This window comes from Kitasatospora sp. NPDC050543, from assembly GCF_044457565.1.
Lineage (GTDB): Bacteria > Actinomycetota > Actinomycetes > Streptomycetales > Streptomycetaceae > Kitasatospora.
The window spans coordinates 305,648-323,085 of record NZ_JBITGZ010000004.1; the positions used below are offsets into that span (position 1 = coordinate 305,648).

At 72.7% G+C, this 17,438-nt stretch carries 15 protein-coding genes; 4 read left to right on the forward strand and 11 right to left on the reverse strand.

All coding sequences use genetic code 11. The features are described 5' to 3' along the window. Positions 1-59 precede the first annotated feature (59 nt). From ACIBH3_RS07325 to ACIBH3_RS07350, 6 genes are all read right to left on the reverse strand, one after another. The gene (locus ACIBH3_RS07325; protein ID WP_396310920.1) at positions 60-1,421 is read right to left on the reverse strand and encodes a carotenoid oxygenase family protein; all 1,362 of its coding nucleotides are present in this window, start codon (positions 1,419-1,421) and stop codon (positions 60-62) included. A gap of 88 nt (positions 1,422-1,509) precedes the next feature. Further along, positions 1,510-2,985 carry an MFS transporter gene (locus tag ACIBH3_RS07330; RefSeq protein WP_396310921.1) on the reverse strand — a complete coding sequence of 492 codons (1,476 nt, stop codon included), beginning with the start codon at positions 2,983-2,985 and terminating at the stop codon, positions 1,510-1,512. A gap of 114 nt (positions 2,986-3,099) precedes the next feature. Further along, entirely contained in the window at positions 3,100-5,013 is a 1,914-nt protein-coding gene (locus ACIBH3_RS07335) for an ATP-binding protein (RefSeq protein ID WP_396310922.1), read from the reverse strand. A 459-nt stretch (positions 5,014-5,472) separates the two neighbouring features. Next, positions 5,473-5,829 carry an SDR family oxidoreductase gene (locus ACIBH3_RS07340; RefSeq protein ID WP_396310923.1) on the reverse strand — a complete coding sequence of 119 codons (357 nt, stop codon included), beginning with the start codon at positions 5,827-5,829 and terminating at the stop codon, positions 5,473-5,475. Then, positions 5,750-6,568, reverse strand: a complete 819-nt coding sequence (locus ACIBH3_RS07345) for an alpha/beta fold hydrolase (RefSeq protein WP_396310924.1) — start codon at positions 6,566-6,568, stop codon at positions 5,750-5,752. The genes ACIBH3_RS07340 and ACIBH3_RS07345 overlap by 80 nt, the downstream gene beginning before the upstream one ends. 534 nt (positions 6,569-7,102) lie before the next feature. Continuing rightward, positions 7,103-7,549 carry an Lrp/AsnC family transcriptional regulator gene (locus ACIBH3_RS07350; RefSeq protein ID WP_396310925.1) on the reverse strand — a complete coding sequence of 149 codons (447 nt, stop codon included), beginning with the start codon at positions 7,547-7,549 and terminating at the stop codon, positions 7,103-7,105. A gap of 92 nt (positions 7,550-7,641) precedes the next feature. On the opposite strand from ACIBH3_RS07350, the gene ACIBH3_RS07355 reads away from it, so the two are divergent. The 3 genes from ACIBH3_RS07355 (at position 7,642) to ACIBH3_RS07365 (ending at position 10,510) form a co-directional block, all read left to right on the forward strand. After that, the gene (locus ACIBH3_RS07355) at positions 7,642-8,496 is read left to right on the forward strand and encodes an LLM class flavin-dependent oxidoreductase (protein ID WP_396310926.1); all 855 of its coding nucleotides are present in this window, start codon (positions 7,642-7,644) and stop codon (positions 8,494-8,496) included. Further along, a complete protein-coding gene (locus ACIBH3_RS07360; RefSeq protein WP_396310927.1) occupies positions 8,493-8,918 on the forward strand; it encodes a nucleoside deaminase in 426 nt (141 codons plus the stop codon). The genes ACIBH3_RS07355 and ACIBH3_RS07360 overlap by 4 nt, the downstream gene beginning before the upstream one ends. 74 nt (positions 8,919-8,992) lie before the next feature. Next, the gene (locus ACIBH3_RS07365; protein WP_396310928.1) at positions 8,993-10,510 is read left to right on the forward strand and encodes an oxidoreductase; all 1,518 of its coding nucleotides are present in this window, start codon (positions 8,993-8,995) and stop codon (positions 10,508-10,510) included. A gap of 78 nt (positions 10,511-10,588) precedes the next feature. On the opposite strand, the gene ACIBH3_RS07370 is transcribed toward ACIBH3_RS07365, so the two are convergent. Further along, positions 10,589-12,223, reverse strand: a complete 1,635-nt coding sequence (locus ACIBH3_RS07370; protein ID WP_396310929.1) for a DUF4157 domain-containing protein — start codon at positions 12,221-12,223, stop codon at positions 10,589-10,591. 343 nt (positions 12,224-12,566) lie between these two features. Between ACIBH3_RS07370 and ACIBH3_RS07375 the strand changes: the two genes are divergently transcribed. Next, positions 12,567-12,938: a hypothetical protein gene (locus ACIBH3_RS07375; RefSeq protein WP_396310930.1), complete on the forward strand. Its 372-nt coding sequence runs from the start codon at positions 12,567-12,569 to the stop codon at positions 12,936-12,938. 159 nt (positions 12,939-13,097) lie between these two features. Here the strand turns inward: ACIBH3_RS07375 and ACIBH3_RS07380 are convergent, their stop codons facing one another. The 4 genes from ACIBH3_RS07380 to ACIBH3_RS07395 form a co-directional block, all read right to left on the reverse strand. Beyond that, positions 13,098-14,072 carry a DUF1648 domain-containing protein gene (locus tag ACIBH3_RS07380; RefSeq protein ID WP_396310931.1) on the reverse strand — a complete coding sequence of 325 codons (975 nt, stop codon included), beginning with the start codon at positions 14,070-14,072 and terminating at the stop codon, positions 13,098-13,100. Then, entirely contained in the window at positions 14,069-14,416 is a 348-nt protein-coding gene (locus tag ACIBH3_RS07385) for a GntR family transcriptional regulator (protein WP_396310932.1), read from the reverse strand. Before ACIBH3_RS07385 ends, ACIBH3_RS07380 begins: the two co-directional genes overlap by 4 nt. A gap of 77 nt (positions 14,417-14,493) precedes the next feature. Next, complete coding sequence (locus tag ACIBH3_RS07390; protein ID WP_396310933.1) at positions 14,494-15,366, reverse strand: hypothetical protein; 873 nt, start codon at positions 15,364-15,366, stop codon at positions 14,494-14,496. 32 nt (positions 15,367-15,398) lie between these two features. Beyond that, positions 15,399-17,366 carry a serine/threonine-protein kinase gene (locus ACIBH3_RS07395; RefSeq protein ID WP_396310934.1) on the reverse strand — a complete coding sequence of 656 codons (1,968 nt, stop codon included), beginning with the start codon at positions 17,364-17,366 and terminating at the stop codon, positions 15,399-15,401. Positions 17,367-17,438 lie beyond the last annotated feature (72 nt).

Sequence of the window (17,438 nt, forward strand, 5' to 3'; positions counted from 1 at the left end):
GGGGTGTCCGGCACCCCGGGGGACGAGCCGTGAGCGTCCCCCGGGGTGGGTGGTGGTGTTCAGTCCTGATTCCCGTCGAGAGCGGTGTCGGGGATCCAGGAGCCGTGGAGTCCGGCGCTCACCCGGTGGGGCAGGTGGACGGTGGCGATCCGGTCGAGGCCGGCGGCGTCGAGGACGAGGAGCTGGGAGGCGTCCTGCTTGAGGTCGGAGATCACGGTGAGCAGGTAGCCGTCGTCCTCGCGGGTGGCGTCGGCGGCGGGGACGTAGACGGCCTCGCTGGGCATCCGGGCGTCGCCGACCTGGTGGATGCGGCGGGCGCCGGTGGTGCGGTCGTACTTGACGACGCCGTAGCCGCCGAAGCCCTTCTCGTCGGGGAAGGAGATGGCGTAGTGGTAGCGGTTCTCGGCGCCCAGGTACTCCTCGTTGAGGGTGGGGAACTCCACCGGAAGGTCGTCGACGATCTGCTCGTCGACGGTGCCGGCCGCCGTGTCGAGCACCCAGCGGCGGGTGTACGAGCGGGCGACGGGCTCGGTGCCGCGCCCGGGGGCGCCGATCCACCAGTTCCAGGAGAGCCGGAACCCCTCGTGGTCCACAGTGGGGCCTTCCAGGACGATGCGACCCCGGCCGTCCTCGTAGGCGTTGGCGACGTGCAGCATGCTGCCCGGTTCGATGGAGAACCAGCGGACGCGCCGGGCTCCGTCGCCTCCGCGCGGCACGACGCCGATGCGGGCGGGCTGCGCGTCGCTCCAGCCGTAGGGGATGCCGGAGTGGTCGGTCGGGTCGAAGGTGACGCTGCCCTCGACGAAGACCACGTGGTGGCGGGTGATCGCGAAGTCGTGCTTGAGTGAGGCGCTCGCTCCCGGGATCTCGGCGCTGTGGACGATCTCGCCCTTGGCGTCGGCGACGTAGTACACCAGGTGGGGCGGGAAGGGCGAGGAGCCGAAGAAGTGCAGCTCGCCGGTGACCGGGTCGGTCTTGGGGTGCGCGGTCATCGCGGTGCGGAGCTTGCCGTGGAAGTCGTGGGCGCCGACCGTTTCCAGCTCCGGGGTGAGTTCGAAGGGGAGGTTTGCCTCGCAGAGGGCGAGCAGGCGGCCGGCGTGCTCGATGACGTGGGTGCCGGCGGTGCTGGCGGTGAGGTCGGGGCCGTGCTCGGTCATGTAGGGGGCGCCGTCGAGGGCGGGGGTGTGCACCCAGCGGTTGCGGTACCACTCGGCGCGGCCGTCGCGCAGGCGGATGCCGTGCACCATGCCGCTGCCCTTGAACCAGTGGGTGGGGGTGATGCCGGGCTTGGGGTTGTGGCCGTTGCGGATCAGCCGGCCGGTCAGCTCCGGGGGCAGGGAGCCCTCGACGGTCAGCCCGGTGGCGGTGATCTCGTCGGCCACGGGGGTGAAGTGGCCGGTCAGGTACGGTTTGGCGGTCATGATGAGTGCCTCGTTTCCGGTGGTTTCTTCGGGTGTTTCGGGTGGTGTTCCGGCGGGGGCCGGTCGGGGGCGGGCGCGCGGGTCGCGGTCAGCCCTTGTGGATGGCGGCCGGGACCGACCCGACGGTGACGGCGCCGGTGCGCTGCTTGCCGAGGCAGCGGGTCAGGCCCCAGGCGAGGACTGCGGTGCCTGCCAGCACCGCGGCCGAGACCGCGAAGGCCGTTCGGTAACCGGCGGTCAGCGCCTCCAGGTGGGGCTCGTGAGTGGACGCGTGGGCGGTGACGGTGCCGGCGAGGGTGGCCAGGGCGGCGAGGCCGATCGCGCCGCCGACCTGGCGGGTGGTGTTCACCAGACCGCCGGCCAGGCCCGCGTCCCGGGGCGGGACGCCCTCCACGGCGAATGCGGTGAGCTGGACGAAGGCGATGCTCAGGCCGAGGCCGATGAGGAGGCTCGGACCCAGGACGTCGGCGAGGTAGCTCCCGGTAGGGCTGATCCGTGACAGCCACAGCAGTCCGGTGGCCTCGGTCAGCAGGGCGACGGTCACGGTCGCGCCCGGACCGAGCCGGCGGACGACCCGGGGCGCGAGCGCGGACCCGAGTATGTTCGCCCCGGCGAGGGGCAGTTGGCCCAGGCCGGTGACGAGTGGGCCGGCGCCGAGGACCTGTTGCTGGTAGAGCGGCAGGAAGAAGAACAGGGCGATCCAGACGGAGCCCAGCAAGGCCATCAGCAGGTTGCCCGCAGCCACCCGGCCGGTGGTCAACAGCCGCGGCGGTATCAGCGCGTTCGGCTGGCGGAGCTCGATCACGGCGAAGGCCGCGAACAGCGCGGTGGCGCCACCCAGGGCGCCGACCACCCGGACGTCCGTCCAGCCGGCGCCGCGTGCGGTGGTCAGTCCCCAGACCAGGCAGGTCAGGGCGAGGGTCACGGTGGCGGTGCCGAGCAGGTCGAACCGCCCGGCCTCATGGTTGACCGCCCGTGGGAGGAGGGCCGCCACGGCGGCCAGGACCAGTGCCGCGCCGAGCGCGACGGAGTAGAAGATCCATGGCCAGCCCCACGCCTGGGTGAGCACACCGCCCAGCAGGACGCCGCCTGCTCCTCCCGCGCCGGACACCGCGCCCCACACCCCCAGTGCCCTGCCGCGCCCGGCGCCGGACGGGAACAGGCCCATGGCCAGGGCGAGCGCGGCCGGGGCGATGGCGGCGGCACCGAGGCCCTGAACCGCGCGGGCCGCGATCAGCACGCCGGGGGAGGCCGCCAGTCCCGCTGCCAGCGAGGCAGCCGCGAACACCGCCAGGCCGGTGATCAGCACCCGGCGGCGACCGAGCAGGTCGCCCGCCCGGCCGCCCGCCAGCAGCAGTGCTCCGAACGCCAGACCGTAGGCGTTGACCACCCAGGTGGTGCCGCTGTCCGACAGGCCGACCCCGGCCCGGATCTGCGGCAGCGCGACGTTCACGATCGAGGTGGCGAGCATGACGGTGAACTGGGCGGCGGCGAGCACCGCGAGGACGGCTGCGGGTCGAGGGGCAGGCGGCGCGTGCCCCGGCTGTGTGCGGTGGAGGTTCATGGCGCACAGCCTCGTGCCCGGCGGTGTCCACTATCCAGGCCCGGCAGGGGCGGTGACTGTCCACTCCTGTCCGCACCTGCCCACCCGCTCCGGCCGCAGTCGTGCGCGCCGTCCTCATCGGGGGCCGTGCAACTCCTGCTGCCAGAGAGCTTCACAGATCAGGTCCAGGCCCTGGCGCAGGTGACGCCGGTAGGTGCCGTACGGAAGGCCGAGCCGGCGGGCGGCGGCCTCCTGGGTGGGCGCGCCGGAGAAGTAGCCCGCCGTCAGGGCCTCGCGGGCGCGCACGCCGCGCGGGTCGAGGGCGAGGTCGTCCACGGTGTGGCGCAGCAGGTCGCGCAGCTCCTCGACGGGATCGGCGAGGTCGGCCCCCAGGCGGGTGCGGGTCAGGGCGCAGACCGCGAACGCGGCCGGGTCACGCCAGTGCGCCAGCGCCTCGCGTACGGCCTGGTCGAACACGGAGCGCGAAACGGCCGACGGCCCGGGCGGGGCAGGGACCTCGGTGGCCGATATGAAACGGCCGATCCAGGTCTCGACGGGCACCTGGCGCCAGTCGACGCCGAACAGCCCGTAGGTGTGGTCACCGACCCGTGGCCGCGCACCGGTGTCACTCAGGCTCCCGTTGACGCGTTCGGCCCAGGCATCGGCGTCCCGCCAGACCGCGAAGCCGTAGGCGCGACCGCGGGCACGGGCGGCCTCCGCCTGCGCACGGGAGCTGCTGAGGTCGATGACGCGCGAGGGGACCTGGTAGTGCTCGGGGTAGACCGAGAAGCGGCTGATGCCGATGTGTTCGCCGGGGCCCACCGGCGCGGTGGCGTCGATGTGTTCCCAGGCGGCCGCGACGACGGGGTCGACGGCCACATCCCGGGGGTCGGCAGGGACCGGCAGGACCAGTCGGGCCGTGAACGCCACGGTCCGGCCCGTACCCACCAGACGGTAGACGCTGAACGCCTGCGGCTGCCGATCGATCCAGTAGCGGACCAGCTCCGCGGAAGCCGGCCCCTCGGTCTCCTCGGCCATCCGCAGCACACCATCGATGTCGTCGGGCCGCAGGGGGCAGTCGTGCACCTCGTCCTCGCGCGACCACGTGCGCATCCGGGCCAGGCTCTTCAGCTCCCGGAAGAGGTAGAACAGCTCGTCGGTGACCGTCCACACCCGCTCCTCGGGCGCCTCGCGCAGCATGCGCAGATACTCCTGCGCCAACCGCCGGCGCATCGTCACGAAAGCGTGCGGAGCCCGCCAGCGCAGATCCGCGGTCAGCGTCTCGCGTGCGGCATCGTGCGGGTAGAGCCCCTGCGGAGCGGACTCCATGAAAGGGAGGTCCCTCAGCCAGCCGAACAGCAGGTGGGCGTCCTCCTCGGGCAGGACCGCGGCAAGCAGTTCCTCGGAGGTCGAATGCGCCTGCGCCGCCACCTCCAGGGCGCGGCGGTGGGCCGCCGTCGGCACCTCCCCGATCAGCCCCGTCAGCAGCGTCCGCAGGAGATCGGCCGACGGCGCCCACACCTCCTCCCTGCTCCAGCCCGTCGAACCCGCCGCCGCCGCGAGGGACAGCGCCAGCGGATTGCCCCCGGCGAAACGCAGCACCCGATCCCGCAACTCGGGCCGGACCCGCGCCGTGGTCAGCAGGCTCCGGGCCTGCTCCTGCGAGAACGGCCCCAGTTCACGTACGGACAGCACCCCGGCCCAGGCCGGATCGGCGGTCCACTGCGGCTGCGGCGCGAGCCGGCCGGCCAGCACCACCAAGGCGTCCTCCGCGGCGCGGGGCAGGAAGCGCTGCCACAACCAACTCTCCAGCCACTGGCAGTGCTCGAAGGAGTCGACGAACAGCACCGTGCCGGGGACATCGAGAAACGGACCGGCCGCACGCTCGAAGTCGGCCGGGTCCCGGCTGACGAAACGACCGTCCAGTTCGAGGAGCAGCCGCCCCGCCGCACGGGCCTGCTCCGCCAGGCATCGCAGCAGCGCCGACTTCCCGATGCCCCCCGGCCCGAAGACATAGAACGCGAACGGCGCCTGCGGATCTCCGGCCAAGGCCCGCCCGAAACAGCCGAGTTCCTCCTCCCGGCCTATGAAAGCCCGCTCACGCGCTCTGCTCAGTCTCTCTCCCACGGACGCCACGCCGACTCCCATCCCCACTCTCCAACGCCGGGCAGCCCTGCCCGGAGATCCTTCGAGCCCCGCCGGCCGCGACGTCGCGGGCGCGGGCGGCGCCGGCCCGGCTCCCCCCACCGTGCCGGCCGTAGCGAGCAGCGCGCAGCGGCAGCGGCGCGTCACACTCCGGCCTGATTCAAACATCAGGCGGCCGAACTCTCCGAACAGGGTTCGAAACCTCCCCACCGATGGGAACTCAGGAGCGTACCTCGGGCGGGGTCCCAGGCCCCCGACAGTGCGTCGGCGGGTCCCCGGGGAGGCGTCGGCGAGGGCGCGGACGGCCGTGGCGATCCGGCGGCCGTCCTGGTCGATCTGCTCGGGCCCCTTCCGCGCCCGGGCTCAGGCGGTGGCTGCGCCGTCGACGACCAGGTCGTGGCCGACCATGAAGCCGGCGTCGTCCGAGGCCAGCCACAGGACGGCGGCGGCAACCTCGGCGGGGTCGCTGACGCGGCCTATGGGGACGGCGGCCTTGACGCGTGCGTCGCGGTCGGCCCGGGTCTCGCCGGGGCGGTAGGACATGGGGGTGTCGCTGGCTCCGGGGCTGACGGCGTTGGTCGGGGCGGCGCCGGCCGTTCCGCTGCCGCTCGTAGGAGAACTGACGGCCCTTCCGGCTGCTTCAGCCTCCACTCCCGGTCCCGACGGTGCCCACGGCGTGGCGCAGCACGAACTCGCGTGCCAGGCGTGCGGCGGGCTCACGGGCCTCGAAGGTGATGCCGTGCCGCGTGCGCGGCAGGATCACCAGACGGGCGTCAGGGATCTCCGCTGCCAGGCGTTCGGCGACCTCGGCGCGGATGATCGGGTCGTCCGCGCCGTGCAGCACGAGGGTGGGAGCCGTGATCTCGTGCAGGCGGGTGGTGCAGTCGTGGTTCTGGAACGCCGTCAGGCGGCGGGCGGCGGCGTCCGCGGGACGACCGCGCAGGGCGCGCTCGGTGTCGGCGACGAGTTGCGGGTCGTTCGCCCGCCCCTCGGGGGTGAGGACCAGGTCCAGTATGAACTGCGCCCGTGCCTCCGGCCCCATCGCGGCGATGCGCGCACCGAGGTTCTCGGCCATGGCCCCGCTCGGGGTGGTGCCCGACAGGATGAGAGACGCGACCCGCCGCGGGTAGCGGATCGCCAGCTCCATGGCGATCGTCCCGCCGTACGACACTCCCATGACGTGCGCGCGCTCCAGCCCCAGCGCGGTGAGGAAGTCCACGCAGTCGGCGGCTTGGCGGGCCATGTCGTACGGCTCGGGTCCGTTGGACGTGTCGCCGGTGTCACGCTGGTCGAAGCCGATCGCCCGGATGCCAGAGCCCAGCAGGGGGCGGAAGGTGTCGAACTGCCCCTTGTGACTCTCTCCGCCGTGCAGCAGAACCAGCGGCTCACCCCGGCCGGACTCGACGTAGGCAATCTCGATGCTGCCGGCCTTGACGCGCTTGAACGCCTCGGAACTCATGCGGTCACCTCCACGGGCGTGCGTCCTCGCCACGGCGGGGACGGATCGGCACAGCACGACGGGCTCGCCGCCACCGACGCGAAGCGCGGTGGGGACACGTCGATCATCGGGTCACTCACTCTCCGCGCCTCGAAGCCGAGCACAGAAGGGGAACCGGGTGCTGCCCGGCCGCTGCTTCACCTCTGCCCCGACCGCCGCTCCACAAACGGACCGGCGGCTCGCCGGCCGGTGCAGCCGCATCCCAGCGGGCAATGCCTGCAAGCACGTTGGGAACACGACGCAGCAGGGCGCCGAACGGCCGCGCCGCAAGTGGGCCGCCGGCGAACGGGTCGAGCCGGCGTACCTCCTGGCGGCGGGCGGTACTCATACCCTGGGCGGGATCAACGCTGAGTACGACCACCCATGTGGCTGCGCCCGTTACCCGACGGCAGGTCCGTCAACGGCCAGGGGGAGCCGTACCTGCCCCGGCCGGCCGCACCCGCGCAACTGCGCGGACGGTGATCGCGCAGAGCTCGCCGGCGGCCCGGCCGGTGGTCATGCGCCGTGTGGGCCCCGGTAGGGCAGCGTCTGGCGGTAGACGACGTTGGTGTTCGTGCTGCCGAAGGCCGCCAGCTCGTTCACGATCTCCTCAAGTCGCCCCATGGACGGGGCCGCGACCTTCAGCACGTAGCAGTCGTCGCCGGTCGTACGCAGGCATTCCAGGATCTCGAACCGCTCCGTGAGCAACCGGTGGAGCGGGTCGTGCCTACTGCCCGGGTACTTGAGCCGGACGATGGCGAGCACCGCGTACCCCACCTTCTCGAGGTCGACCTCCGCGCGATAGCCGGTGATCACCCCGGCCGACTCCAGCCGCTTGACCCGCTCGGTCGTCGCCGAGGCGCTGAGGCTGACCCGTTTCGCGAGCACGGTGAGCGGAAGGCGACCGTCCTTCTGGAGCTCGGCGAGGATCACCCAGTCGGTCGCATCGAGAGTCTCGGCCATTCGGCCAGGATAGCGGCAGATCCACGGCCGATACGCCCTGACACCGGGAATGATCACTTCCCGGCGGTGAAGCCGCTGGATAGCCTTGAAGCATGCGTTTGGGCGTGAACATACCGAATTTCGGCCCCGGGACCGATCCCGGAATCCTCCGCGGCTGGGCCCGCACGGCCGAAGGGCTCGGCTACGACCTGTTGATGGTCTCCGACCACCTTGCCGTCACACCGGACGTCGCCACGCAGTACCCGGCGCCGTTCTACGAACCCTTCACCACGCTGTCCTGGTTCGCCGGGATGACCGACAAGGTCCGGCTGGGCACCACGGTGCTGATCGTGCCGTACCGGCATCCCCTGCTGGTCGCCCGGATGGCCGCGAACCTCAACGACCTCAGCGGGGGCAGGTTCGTCCTCGGCGTCGGAGTCGGCTGGGCCCGCCAGGAGTTCGAGGCGCTGGGCGTCCGGTTCGACCGGCGCGGGAGACTCACCGACGAACACCTCGACACCATCCGCGCCGCGTGGCAGGACGACACCGACTACAAGGGTGGTCGGATCCCGATCTGGGTCGGTGGGAACAGTGACGCGGGACGGCGCCGGGCGGTTCGCCTCGGCGACGCCTGGCATCCACTGCGGCTCACGATGGACGGGCTGCGCGACGGACTCGACCGGGTGAAGGCGATTGCGGACGAGCAGCACCGACCCGTCCCCGCGTTCGTGCCGCGCATCGCCCTGCGGCTCACGCCCGAACCGGTCACAGCGGCAGGACGTCTCGCCGGCGAGGGCAGCGCGGAGCAGGTCCTGGCCGATCTCGACGAGCTCCGCCTGCTGGGAGCCGAGACCGTCGTGCTGGACCCGTTCTCCGGAGACCCCGAAGAGACCCGCCGTCCCGAGATCGCGTGGCAGGCCCTCGCGACCGTTACCGCCCACCGGGCATCGAGAATGGAGCAACCGTGACCGAAGAGGACGAGACCTTCCTCCGCCGCGCGATCGAACTGGCCGCCAGGTCGCGGGCGAGCGGGGACGCGCCGTTCGGCTCGCTGCTGGTCGGCCCGGGCGGGATCGTGCTGGCCGAGGACCACAACACCGTGCTCTCCGACTCCGACATCACCGCCCACCCCGAGCTCAAGCTCGCCAGGTGGGCGGCTCGCGAGCTGGAACCCGCCATGGCGGCCGCGACCACGATGTACACGAGCTGCCGGCCCTGCGGAATGTGCGCGGGCGCCATCGACCGCTCCGGCCTCGGGCGGGTCGTGTTCGCCCTGTCCAACGAACAACTCGCCGCGCTCAAACCGCCCGTCACCGGACCGGGGGTGCAGTCGGCCGGGCCCGCGCTGTACGAGGAGGCCCGGGTGCCCGTCGAGGGCTACTACACCTGACGGGGCCCTCGGGCCCCGGGGCATTGCGGTGGCCCTGCTGCCGGCCGCGTTCGTCCCCCGTTTCGCTAGGGTGCATGCGACCGGGGTGGAGCGGGGGAGGCGTGGTGCTGGCGTACGACGAGCTGACGGAGGCCGAGCGGCTGGTCTGGGACGCGTTCCCGACCGGGAGGGCGGTGCACCTCGGGCCGCCCGACCCCGCGGACGACAGCGCCTGGGGCCCGGAGCGCACGGTGCGCGCCGAGCTGCTGTCCGGGCTGCTGCTGGGCGGGCGGAGCCCGGTGCCCGGGGCGGTCGCGGCCCTGCGGCTGACCGGGGCGCACATCTCCGGCCGGCTGGACCTCGCAGGGGCCAGAGTGGAGCACGAACTGGCCCTCACCGGGTGCCGGTTCGAGGAGCCGGTGAGACTGCGCGGCGCGGCGATGCGTTCGACCGCGCTGCTCTCGTGCCGAATACCCGGACTGGACGGGTGGCTGCTGAACCTGGACGGCAACCTGTTCTTCGAGAACTCCGTGATCGATGGCCGTCTCACCCTCACGCGGGCCCATGTCACCGGTGAACTGCGGCTCAGCGGCGTCCGGCTGACGGCCACCGAGCTGCTGGACGCGGCCGCCGAGCCCGAGCCGGCCTGGGCAGTGTGGGCCGGCGGGATGGTGCTGGACGGGGGCTGCTTCGCCCGTAAGGGATTCACCTCCCGGGGCGGATTGCGGCTGGTCGGCGCCCAGTTCAACGGAGGCTTGTTCATGGAGGGCGCCCGGATCGACAACCCGGGCGGCGACGCGCTCAGCGGGGACGACCTCAGCGCCTCCTCCATGGCGCTGTCCGAGGGATTCACCGCCAACGGAGCGGTCCGGCTGCCCGGCGCCACTGTTCGAAGCCTGCTCACGTTGGCCGGAGCCGTCCTGACCGGCACCCCGGTCTCCCTGGGCGCGAGCCGACTGCAGGCCGGAGAGCTGCGGTTCACGCCCGCCGTCGCCCCGCCGGGCGGTGTCGACCTGCGGGACGCAACGCTGTCCGCCCTGTGCGACAGCGAACTCAGCTGGCCGCCCGACACCCGTATGGACGGCCTGACCTATGCATCGCTGCAGAGCACCGCACCCGCGTCCCGGGCGCGGCGGCTCGACTGGCTGGCCGAGCTGCCCGGGTACTCACCGCAGCCGTACGAGCAACTGGCCGCCTGGTACCGGAAGTCCGGTGAGGACGACGCGGCGCGCCGGGTGCTGCTGGCCAAGCAACGCCGTCGGCGGCAGACCCTGCACCCGCTCGGGCGGCTCTGGGGCCGGGTGCTCGACGCGACCGTCGGCTACGGCTACCGCCCGTGGCAGGCGGGCATCTGGCTGCTCGCCCTGACCGCGCTGGGTACCGTCGTCTTCAGCGCCGGGCGCCCCGTGCCCGCGCAGGCCGAGCAGGGCGCCCCGTTCAGCGCGGTGATCTACACGCTCGACCTGCTGCTGCCGATCGGCGGCTTCGGCCAGCGCACCGCCTGGTACTGGACGGGGCCACAACAGTGGTTCGGCTACGGCCTGATCGCGGCGGGCTGGCTGCTCACCACCGCCTTGCTGGCCGGCGTCAGCAGAGCGCTCAATCGCCAGTGAGGACTCGCCGCGCCGTGGAGCCGTGGAGCCGTGGTGCCGGGGAACCGGGGAGTCGGGGAGTCGGGGAACCGGTGATCGTCAGAGCGTGATGCCCTTGATCCGCGGGAACGGCTTCTTGGATTCCCAGTTCTCGAAGAAGCCGAGGAGCAGGCTCCACTCGGGATTGACGGCCATCCAGTTTGCCAAGGGAATGAGCCCGGCAGGAGTCTGCACCTTGGTGGCCTTCACCTCCGCGGCGAACGCACTGACCTCCCCCGGGCCTGCTCGCTGGGCCAGCTTGAAGATTCCGAGAGCGACGCTGCCCGACAGGTACGGCCCGATACGGGCCCGCTCGGTCTGCAGGAATCGCCGGGCAGCAATGATCTGCTCGTGCGTCGGCGGGTCGGAGATGGTGGTGAGCCCGGCAAAGCCTGGTTGGGGGAGCAGCTGCCCGGTTGTCCCCTGAACGGTGGGATCGAAGCTGAGTTTCCGCTTCTTGAAATCCTTCAGGATGTTCGGGGTGGCGTCGGCGCTGGCCTGGATCCGGGAGTGCAGGAGCACGGAGTCGCTGTTGTCCTTCACCCCGCCCGTGACCGCGGATTCGATCTGCTGAGACGTGCGGCCCTTCACATAGTCCCGAGGATCCACCGTGACGCCCTCCTGGGAGAGCAGGCCGACCTCGGTGATGGCCAGCGTTCGCAGGCCGGTGGCTGCAAGTACCTGATTCACGGAGGCGAGGGCCGCCGTCGTCCGGTTGCCGTCAGACGTCCAGAAGTGGCTTCTGAAGCCGGGCGTCCGGAACCGGCCGGTGCCGTGGGCGATGACATCATCGATATAGCCCCGGTTGCTCGCCGGGATGGATTCCCAGGTCTTCTTCTGTTCTGCCTCGCTGCGGCCCTTGATGAGGGCATCACGGATGGCCCACTCCGTCTGGAGGATCTTCTCGGCGCGCTCGGCGGTCGTGCCCTGCAGGAAGATGTGCTCGTCCGTCGCATCGTTCCAGTCGTAGGCATGGTTGCCCAACCAGTGCCCGGCCGCGGCCATGTCGAAGACGATGCGCCAGTTCTCGCCCTGGACGACTCTCTTGCCGACCACGTAGAACGTCGCCCGCGCCCCGGCGTCCTTGAGGGCATCCAGAATGCGCCGGGTGTTGCCGGCTGTGTCGGGGCCGTCGTCGTAGGTCAGCTGCACCAGGGAGACCAGCGCCGGCGAGGTCGTCAGGCTCGGCAGGAGCGGGCGTGGGCGGCGATCGGGCGTCGTCTCGACGTCGGTCGTCACGCGGGAGTACGCCTCCTGCATACCACCCCAGCCGAAGGCGGCCGAAGCCGTGTGGGCCTCGACCTCGGCCGCGTCGTCGGGGCCGGAGCGGTAGAGCTTGTCCGTGCCGGCCCGGTGGTACTGGACGACGTGCGCGAGTTCGTGGGCGATCAGATGCTGGCCGCGGCTTGTGTGCGGTTGATAGCGCCCCGGTGCGAAAGTGATGTCGGCTCCGCTGGTGAAGGCGGCGGCTCCCTGCCGCTCGGCGGACCTCCCGGCCGCCGGGTCGGTGTGGACGCGCACCTGGCTGAAGTCATGTCCGAAGCCGGCCTCCAGAACGGTTCGGATGCCGCTGTCCAGCGGGCGGCCCGGCGTGCGGGATTCCGGCTCGGGCGTCCGGGTCGGGCTTGCGACGGCGGTGCTCTCGGCCGCCGCCTTCTGCCCGTTGCGCCGCTCAGGAGCCTGGAATTCGGCCATGGCATGCTCTCCCGTGCTGTGCGACGAAGGATCCCTGATGAGAGTAGCGCGAGTTCATTGACAGTGCGTCAGAATGACCTGTGTCTCCAAAGGCGCCGCTGATACTTCTGATACTGACCATAGCTGATGATGCGTCAGGGAGAGATGGTCTCGGCCCTGCGGATGGGAGGGTCAGGAATTCCTGATACTCCCGGTCAATGCGCTGGCCCGGCGCATCGCCGCGTTGCGGCCGGGGGTGGCTGCTGCGGACGCGATGCAGGCCGGCCGCCTTCGTGGACTGGGCGCCCGGCCCCACCGAGTTCTCCGCTGTCCACGGGGGCGTGTTCGACCGCATAATGCAGCGGTGGAGAGCAATCAGGTGGTTCTCGGCTCGGCGCGGCCCATTGAGGAGCGGATCGGGCAGCTCGTCGAGGTGTGGATTCGCGATGGTCGTGGCCGCGATCATCTGGTGACCGGCAAGGCGTTCTACGCGGTGTACTGCTGGCACCTCAGGCACCGGACGGACCGTGAGATCGCGCGGGCGGAGTTCGTCGCCGCCTCGTACGACGCCATCGGTGGCAGCGCCGGCTGGGGGGCCATGCTGCGTGAGCGCGCGGCCTGCGAGAGCTGCGGGGACAGGTATCGGCTGGAGAACATCGGGTTGTGCACGGGTTGCATGCGGTACACCTGCTACACCTGCGGCGCCCACGGCTCCTGCCTCGGTGAGATTGTCTGAGCCGTACTGTCCCGGTCCCGGTGCAGGGAAGTCGGGCCCCGGGGCCGCTCGGCGGCGGCCCCTGGGCCCGGACTCGTGCGGTGCCACCGAGCACCTCGGACACACCCGCCGGGCCTCGGAGGCGGCGCGGTTCCGCGCTGCTGCTCCGCTCGGGGCGGGTCAGGTGTTCCGGCGCGCAGTCAGGGAGTTCAGCAGGGCGGCGCCCCGCTCGGCGTCGTCAACACTGACGGCGAACTCGGCGCCCTTGCGGGAGCGGACCACCAGGCACTCGCCGCGGCGGAGCATCACGGTCGTGCCCCGGCCGCTCAGTCGGTAGCCCCAGCCGCCCACCTGGGCGGGAGCGCGGTCCTCGGCGCGTGCGGAGTCGACGTCGTCGAGCGGCCAGTGCCGTACCGGCCAGCCGAGCGGGCCGAAGGCGACGTCCAGACCGTCCGCAGTCACGCGCGTCTGCACCGACGAGCAGCCGAGTACGACCACCGAGGTGACCGCGAAGGGGGCGGCCAGGGCCCACGGCGCGCCGATCAGGCCGCCGGCCGAGGCGAGAGCGGCTGCTGCTGCGGCCAGGCCAAGTACCGCGGAGAGCAGGCTGAGCCACGGGTTGGCGGTGCGGGACAGCCAGACCATCCGCTCACCGGCGGGGACGTCGATCGTGGGCCCGTCGGCCGGTGTTCGGGGTGACGGTCGGGCGCCGCCCCGGCGGCCGGCGAGGTGGCCGAGCAGGCCTGCGGCTGTCGCGGCCCCCAGGACGAGCACGACGGCGGCGTCGACCGGGGCGGCGTCGCGCCAACTGGGCCGGTCCAGGTTCGCGTGCACGATCGAGGCCTGGGCGCCCGTCAGGAGGGTGCCGCCGAAGGCCAGCGCCGCGCCGGCCCAGGCCCTTGCCGGGGTGGCGCCCCGCCGGTGGACGACGAGGGCGGCCAGGAGCAGGAGCACCCAGATCAGCCCGGGGAACAGTGCCGCCGCCCAGAGCGGCATCGAGCCGTCCGGCACCTCGCCCCCCCAGTGCGTGGCCAGCGGTTGCGGCAGTCGGCCGCGGGCGGCCCACGGCAGTGCCAGGAGCAGTATCAGGACACCCGCGGACCAGACCGCTGCCCCCCACGCGCCGCCCTTGATCCGATGCACCCGGTCGTTCACGATATCCCCCTGATCATCTCGATGAGATCGGCCCTGCTGTAGCCGGCGCGCGCCGCGTCGGAGATCAGTTGGCGCGCCCGGTCCAGCAGTTCGGACCGGTGGTCCGCGCCCGTCGCGACGGTGATCCCGCGGCCTCGGCGGAACTCCAGTACCCCCTCGTCGCGCAGCGTACGAAGCCCGCGCAGGACGGTGTTGGTGTTGACGCCGAGTGCACGGGACAGGTCCCGTGCGGGCGGCAGTCTGTCGCCCGGTCCGCACTCGCCCTCGGCGATCGCGCGCCGGATCGCACCGGCCACCTGCTCGTGCAGGGGGCGGGTGTCTCCGATGTCCAGCCTCAGCAGCATAGTGCTAATGAAGATAGCACCATGGGATCTCTCGGGTCGCGTGGCCGCCCACGGTGGCCGCGTCGGGTGGGGTCCGGTCAGCGCCGGCAGGTGTAGGTGAAGGAGGCCGCGGCGGTGTGCGGCTGGGGGGCGCGGATCTCGGTGGTGGCCGTGGCCTGCATGGTGCCCGGACCGTCGAAGGTCCAGCGCAGTACCAGGTCCACCCGGCGCTGCCCGGCCCGCACGGGCTGTACGAGTTCGCCGGAGGCGGTGCCGTCGCTGCGCAGCCACCGGTAGCGCAGGTCGCCCGCGTTGCCGTTGGTGGTGACGGCCGCCGTGAGTACGGCCGTCCCGCCGCAGGAGGGGCCGGAGGCCGGGTCGGCCGACACGGTGACGCCGGTGACTTCGAGCGGCCGCTCGGAGTGGCAGCGGGTGAGGAAGGCCAGCAGGGTCAGCAGCACGGCCGCCGGCACCAGCCAGCGGGCCGTGCGGCGCAGGCGCTTGCGCGGCCCGGGCCGCGCGGGCGTGCCGCGCCAGGCCGCAGCCGCCTGCGGCGGCACCCCGGGGCCGAAGCGGCGCACCTCCCGTTCCCCGCCGGGCGCCGGGTCCGAAGGCGGACTCGGCGGTGCAGCGTCCCACGGGCGGTCGGCGGGCCCGCGCCGGGGGGGTCCGGGCGCGGCGCGCGGGGTCTCGGCCGGCCGGGTAGTGGCCGGCCCGGTCGTCGCGGGGCCGTCGGAGGACCACGCCGCAGGGTCGAGGAAGGTCGCGCTCATGGCGTCGTCGTCGGGCGGCACCGGTCTGCCGGGCGACGCGGACCAGCCGGGCGGGACGTGGGCGAGGGGGGCGAGGCCGGCTGGGACGTGGCCTGGCGGGACGGTCCGTGCGCCGTCGTCGCTGATCCTGACGGTCTCGTCGTCGGAGCCGGGCGCGGGCTCCGGCCCGGGTGTGGGCAGGGGCGTGGGCATGGGCATCAGGTCTCCCCGAGGTGTGGCGGACGGCGGGCTCAGCCCGGTGCGTAGCAGTCGGGTCCGTACAGCTCCCGGTAGGTGGTCTCCGGGCTGCCGGCCACCGGGCTGGTGGCGATCTGGAGGCCCCACCGGTACTGCTCGCCGTACTCGCCGAAGATCTGGTGCCTGGTCAGATCGGTACGACCGGTGCCGAGCGTGACGGTCTCCTGGTACACGGTCTCGTCGGGGGTGCCGCGGCCGGCGTTGTGCTTCCAGGTCAGGGTGAGCCTGGCACCTGGCGAGCCGGAGGTGACGACGGTGATGTCGGCCTCCATGCCGGTGCGGCCGTAGCAGCGCACCGCCTGGAGGTTCAACGACTTCACCTGCGCGGGCGGCGGTGTGGTGGTTGCCGGTGCGGTGGTGGGTGGCTTGGTGACCGGGGGCGGCGGCGGTGGGACGGACCGCGTGGAGGTGGGCGATGTGGTGAGCCGCGGCGGGGTGGTGGGCGGCGTGGTGGTCCGGGGCGGAGAAGTCGTCGTCCGGCCGGGGGAACTCGGTGTCCGGGGCTGCGAACCGCTCGGCGAGGGCGAGGGCGAGGGCGAGGGCGAGGGCGAGAGCGACGGAGACGGCGAAGGCGAGCGCGAGGGGCCGGGCGAGGTGGGCGGCCGTACGGACGTGGAGCGCGAGGAGGAGGACGTGGGCACGGCGCCACCCGTGGGTCCGTCCACGGGCCCGAGGGTGGTCGTCGCGCTCGGCACGGAGTCACCCAGTACCGTCCGGCCGGGTCCGTCCCCGGCACCCGCGAGCGCGACCCAGGCCAGCGAGGCCACCGCGAGCAGACTCGCCGTCACCCCCACGACCACCTGGGCCCGCCGGGACAACCGTCGGCGGGCCGTCGTCCGCCGGGACAACCGCCGACGCGCGGCCGGTCTTCGGACGGGGTGGACGACCGAGGCGTCGGCGCCCGGGCTGCCCCGGGCCAGCTCGGTGTGCGCCAGCGCGGTCGCCCCCTGGTCCGACGGGGCGGCCGCGCCGCGCCGCAGCAGCAGCGCGAGCAGCGCCACCAGGGCGGCCAGATCACCGCGCCCGCGCTCCTCCCACTGCTCGCCGTAGCCGGCGACCGCGGTCTCCTCCAGCATCGCGAGGAACTGCGCTGCGCCGGGCGGACGGTGCGCCGGGTCCTTGGCGAGGCCGGCCAGGATCAGCGCCCGGACGGGCTGCGGAGCGAGTTCGTCCGGGACGCGGTCCCGGGTGTGCTGGACGGCGAGCTCGTGCTGCGAGCGGGCGGTGAAGGGACGCTCGCCCGTGACGCATTCGAAGAAGGTGACGGCTGCGGCGTAGACGTCCCCGGCCGGTGAGGCCGGCGCCCCGGCCCACATCTCGGGTGCGAGGTAGGCCGGGGTGCCGGAGACGTCACCGTCGTCGCCGGCCGGCACGGCGATGCCGAAGTCGACGAGCTTGGAGATGCCCTCCGAGCTGATGAGCACATTGGCCGGCTTGTAGTCGCGGTGGACGACGCCGAGCGCGTGCGCGGCGGCGAGGCCGAGCAGTGAGCCCTTGAGGACGACCAGGGCCGCCTCGGGCGTGGTCGCCCCCTCGGCGTGCAGCAGGGCGCGCAGGGGGATGCCGTCTACCAGCTCCATGACGATGGCCGAGTCCTGGCCGCATTCCAGGTACTCGTAGAGCCGGGTGATGTGCGGGCAGTCCACCAGGGCGAGGACCTCGGCCTCCTGACGCAGGGCGAAGCCCGCCACCGAGGGGAGCAGGTACTTGATCGCGACGGGCGTGTCCGTGGCGTCGTGCCGGGCCTGGACAACCCGCCCGCTGGCGCCGGAACCGAGTTCGCGCCGGTAGGTGTAGCCGGGGGCCTGCCAGGGTTCGGGGCCGGGCCGGGCGTCCGCCCGGTGGTCGTCGTGATGGTGGCGGTCATGGTGGTCGTTGCCGGGCTGATGGCTGTCGTGCCTGTGGATCCGGTCGTTCGGGTGGCCGTCGTGTTGCTCCCGCGCGTGCTCGTCCCGCGCCATCCTGCTCCCCCTCGTGAGGCGTTGCGCTCGGCCGCTGCGGCCGGCTCCTCGGTGGAGCGGACCGATGCGTTC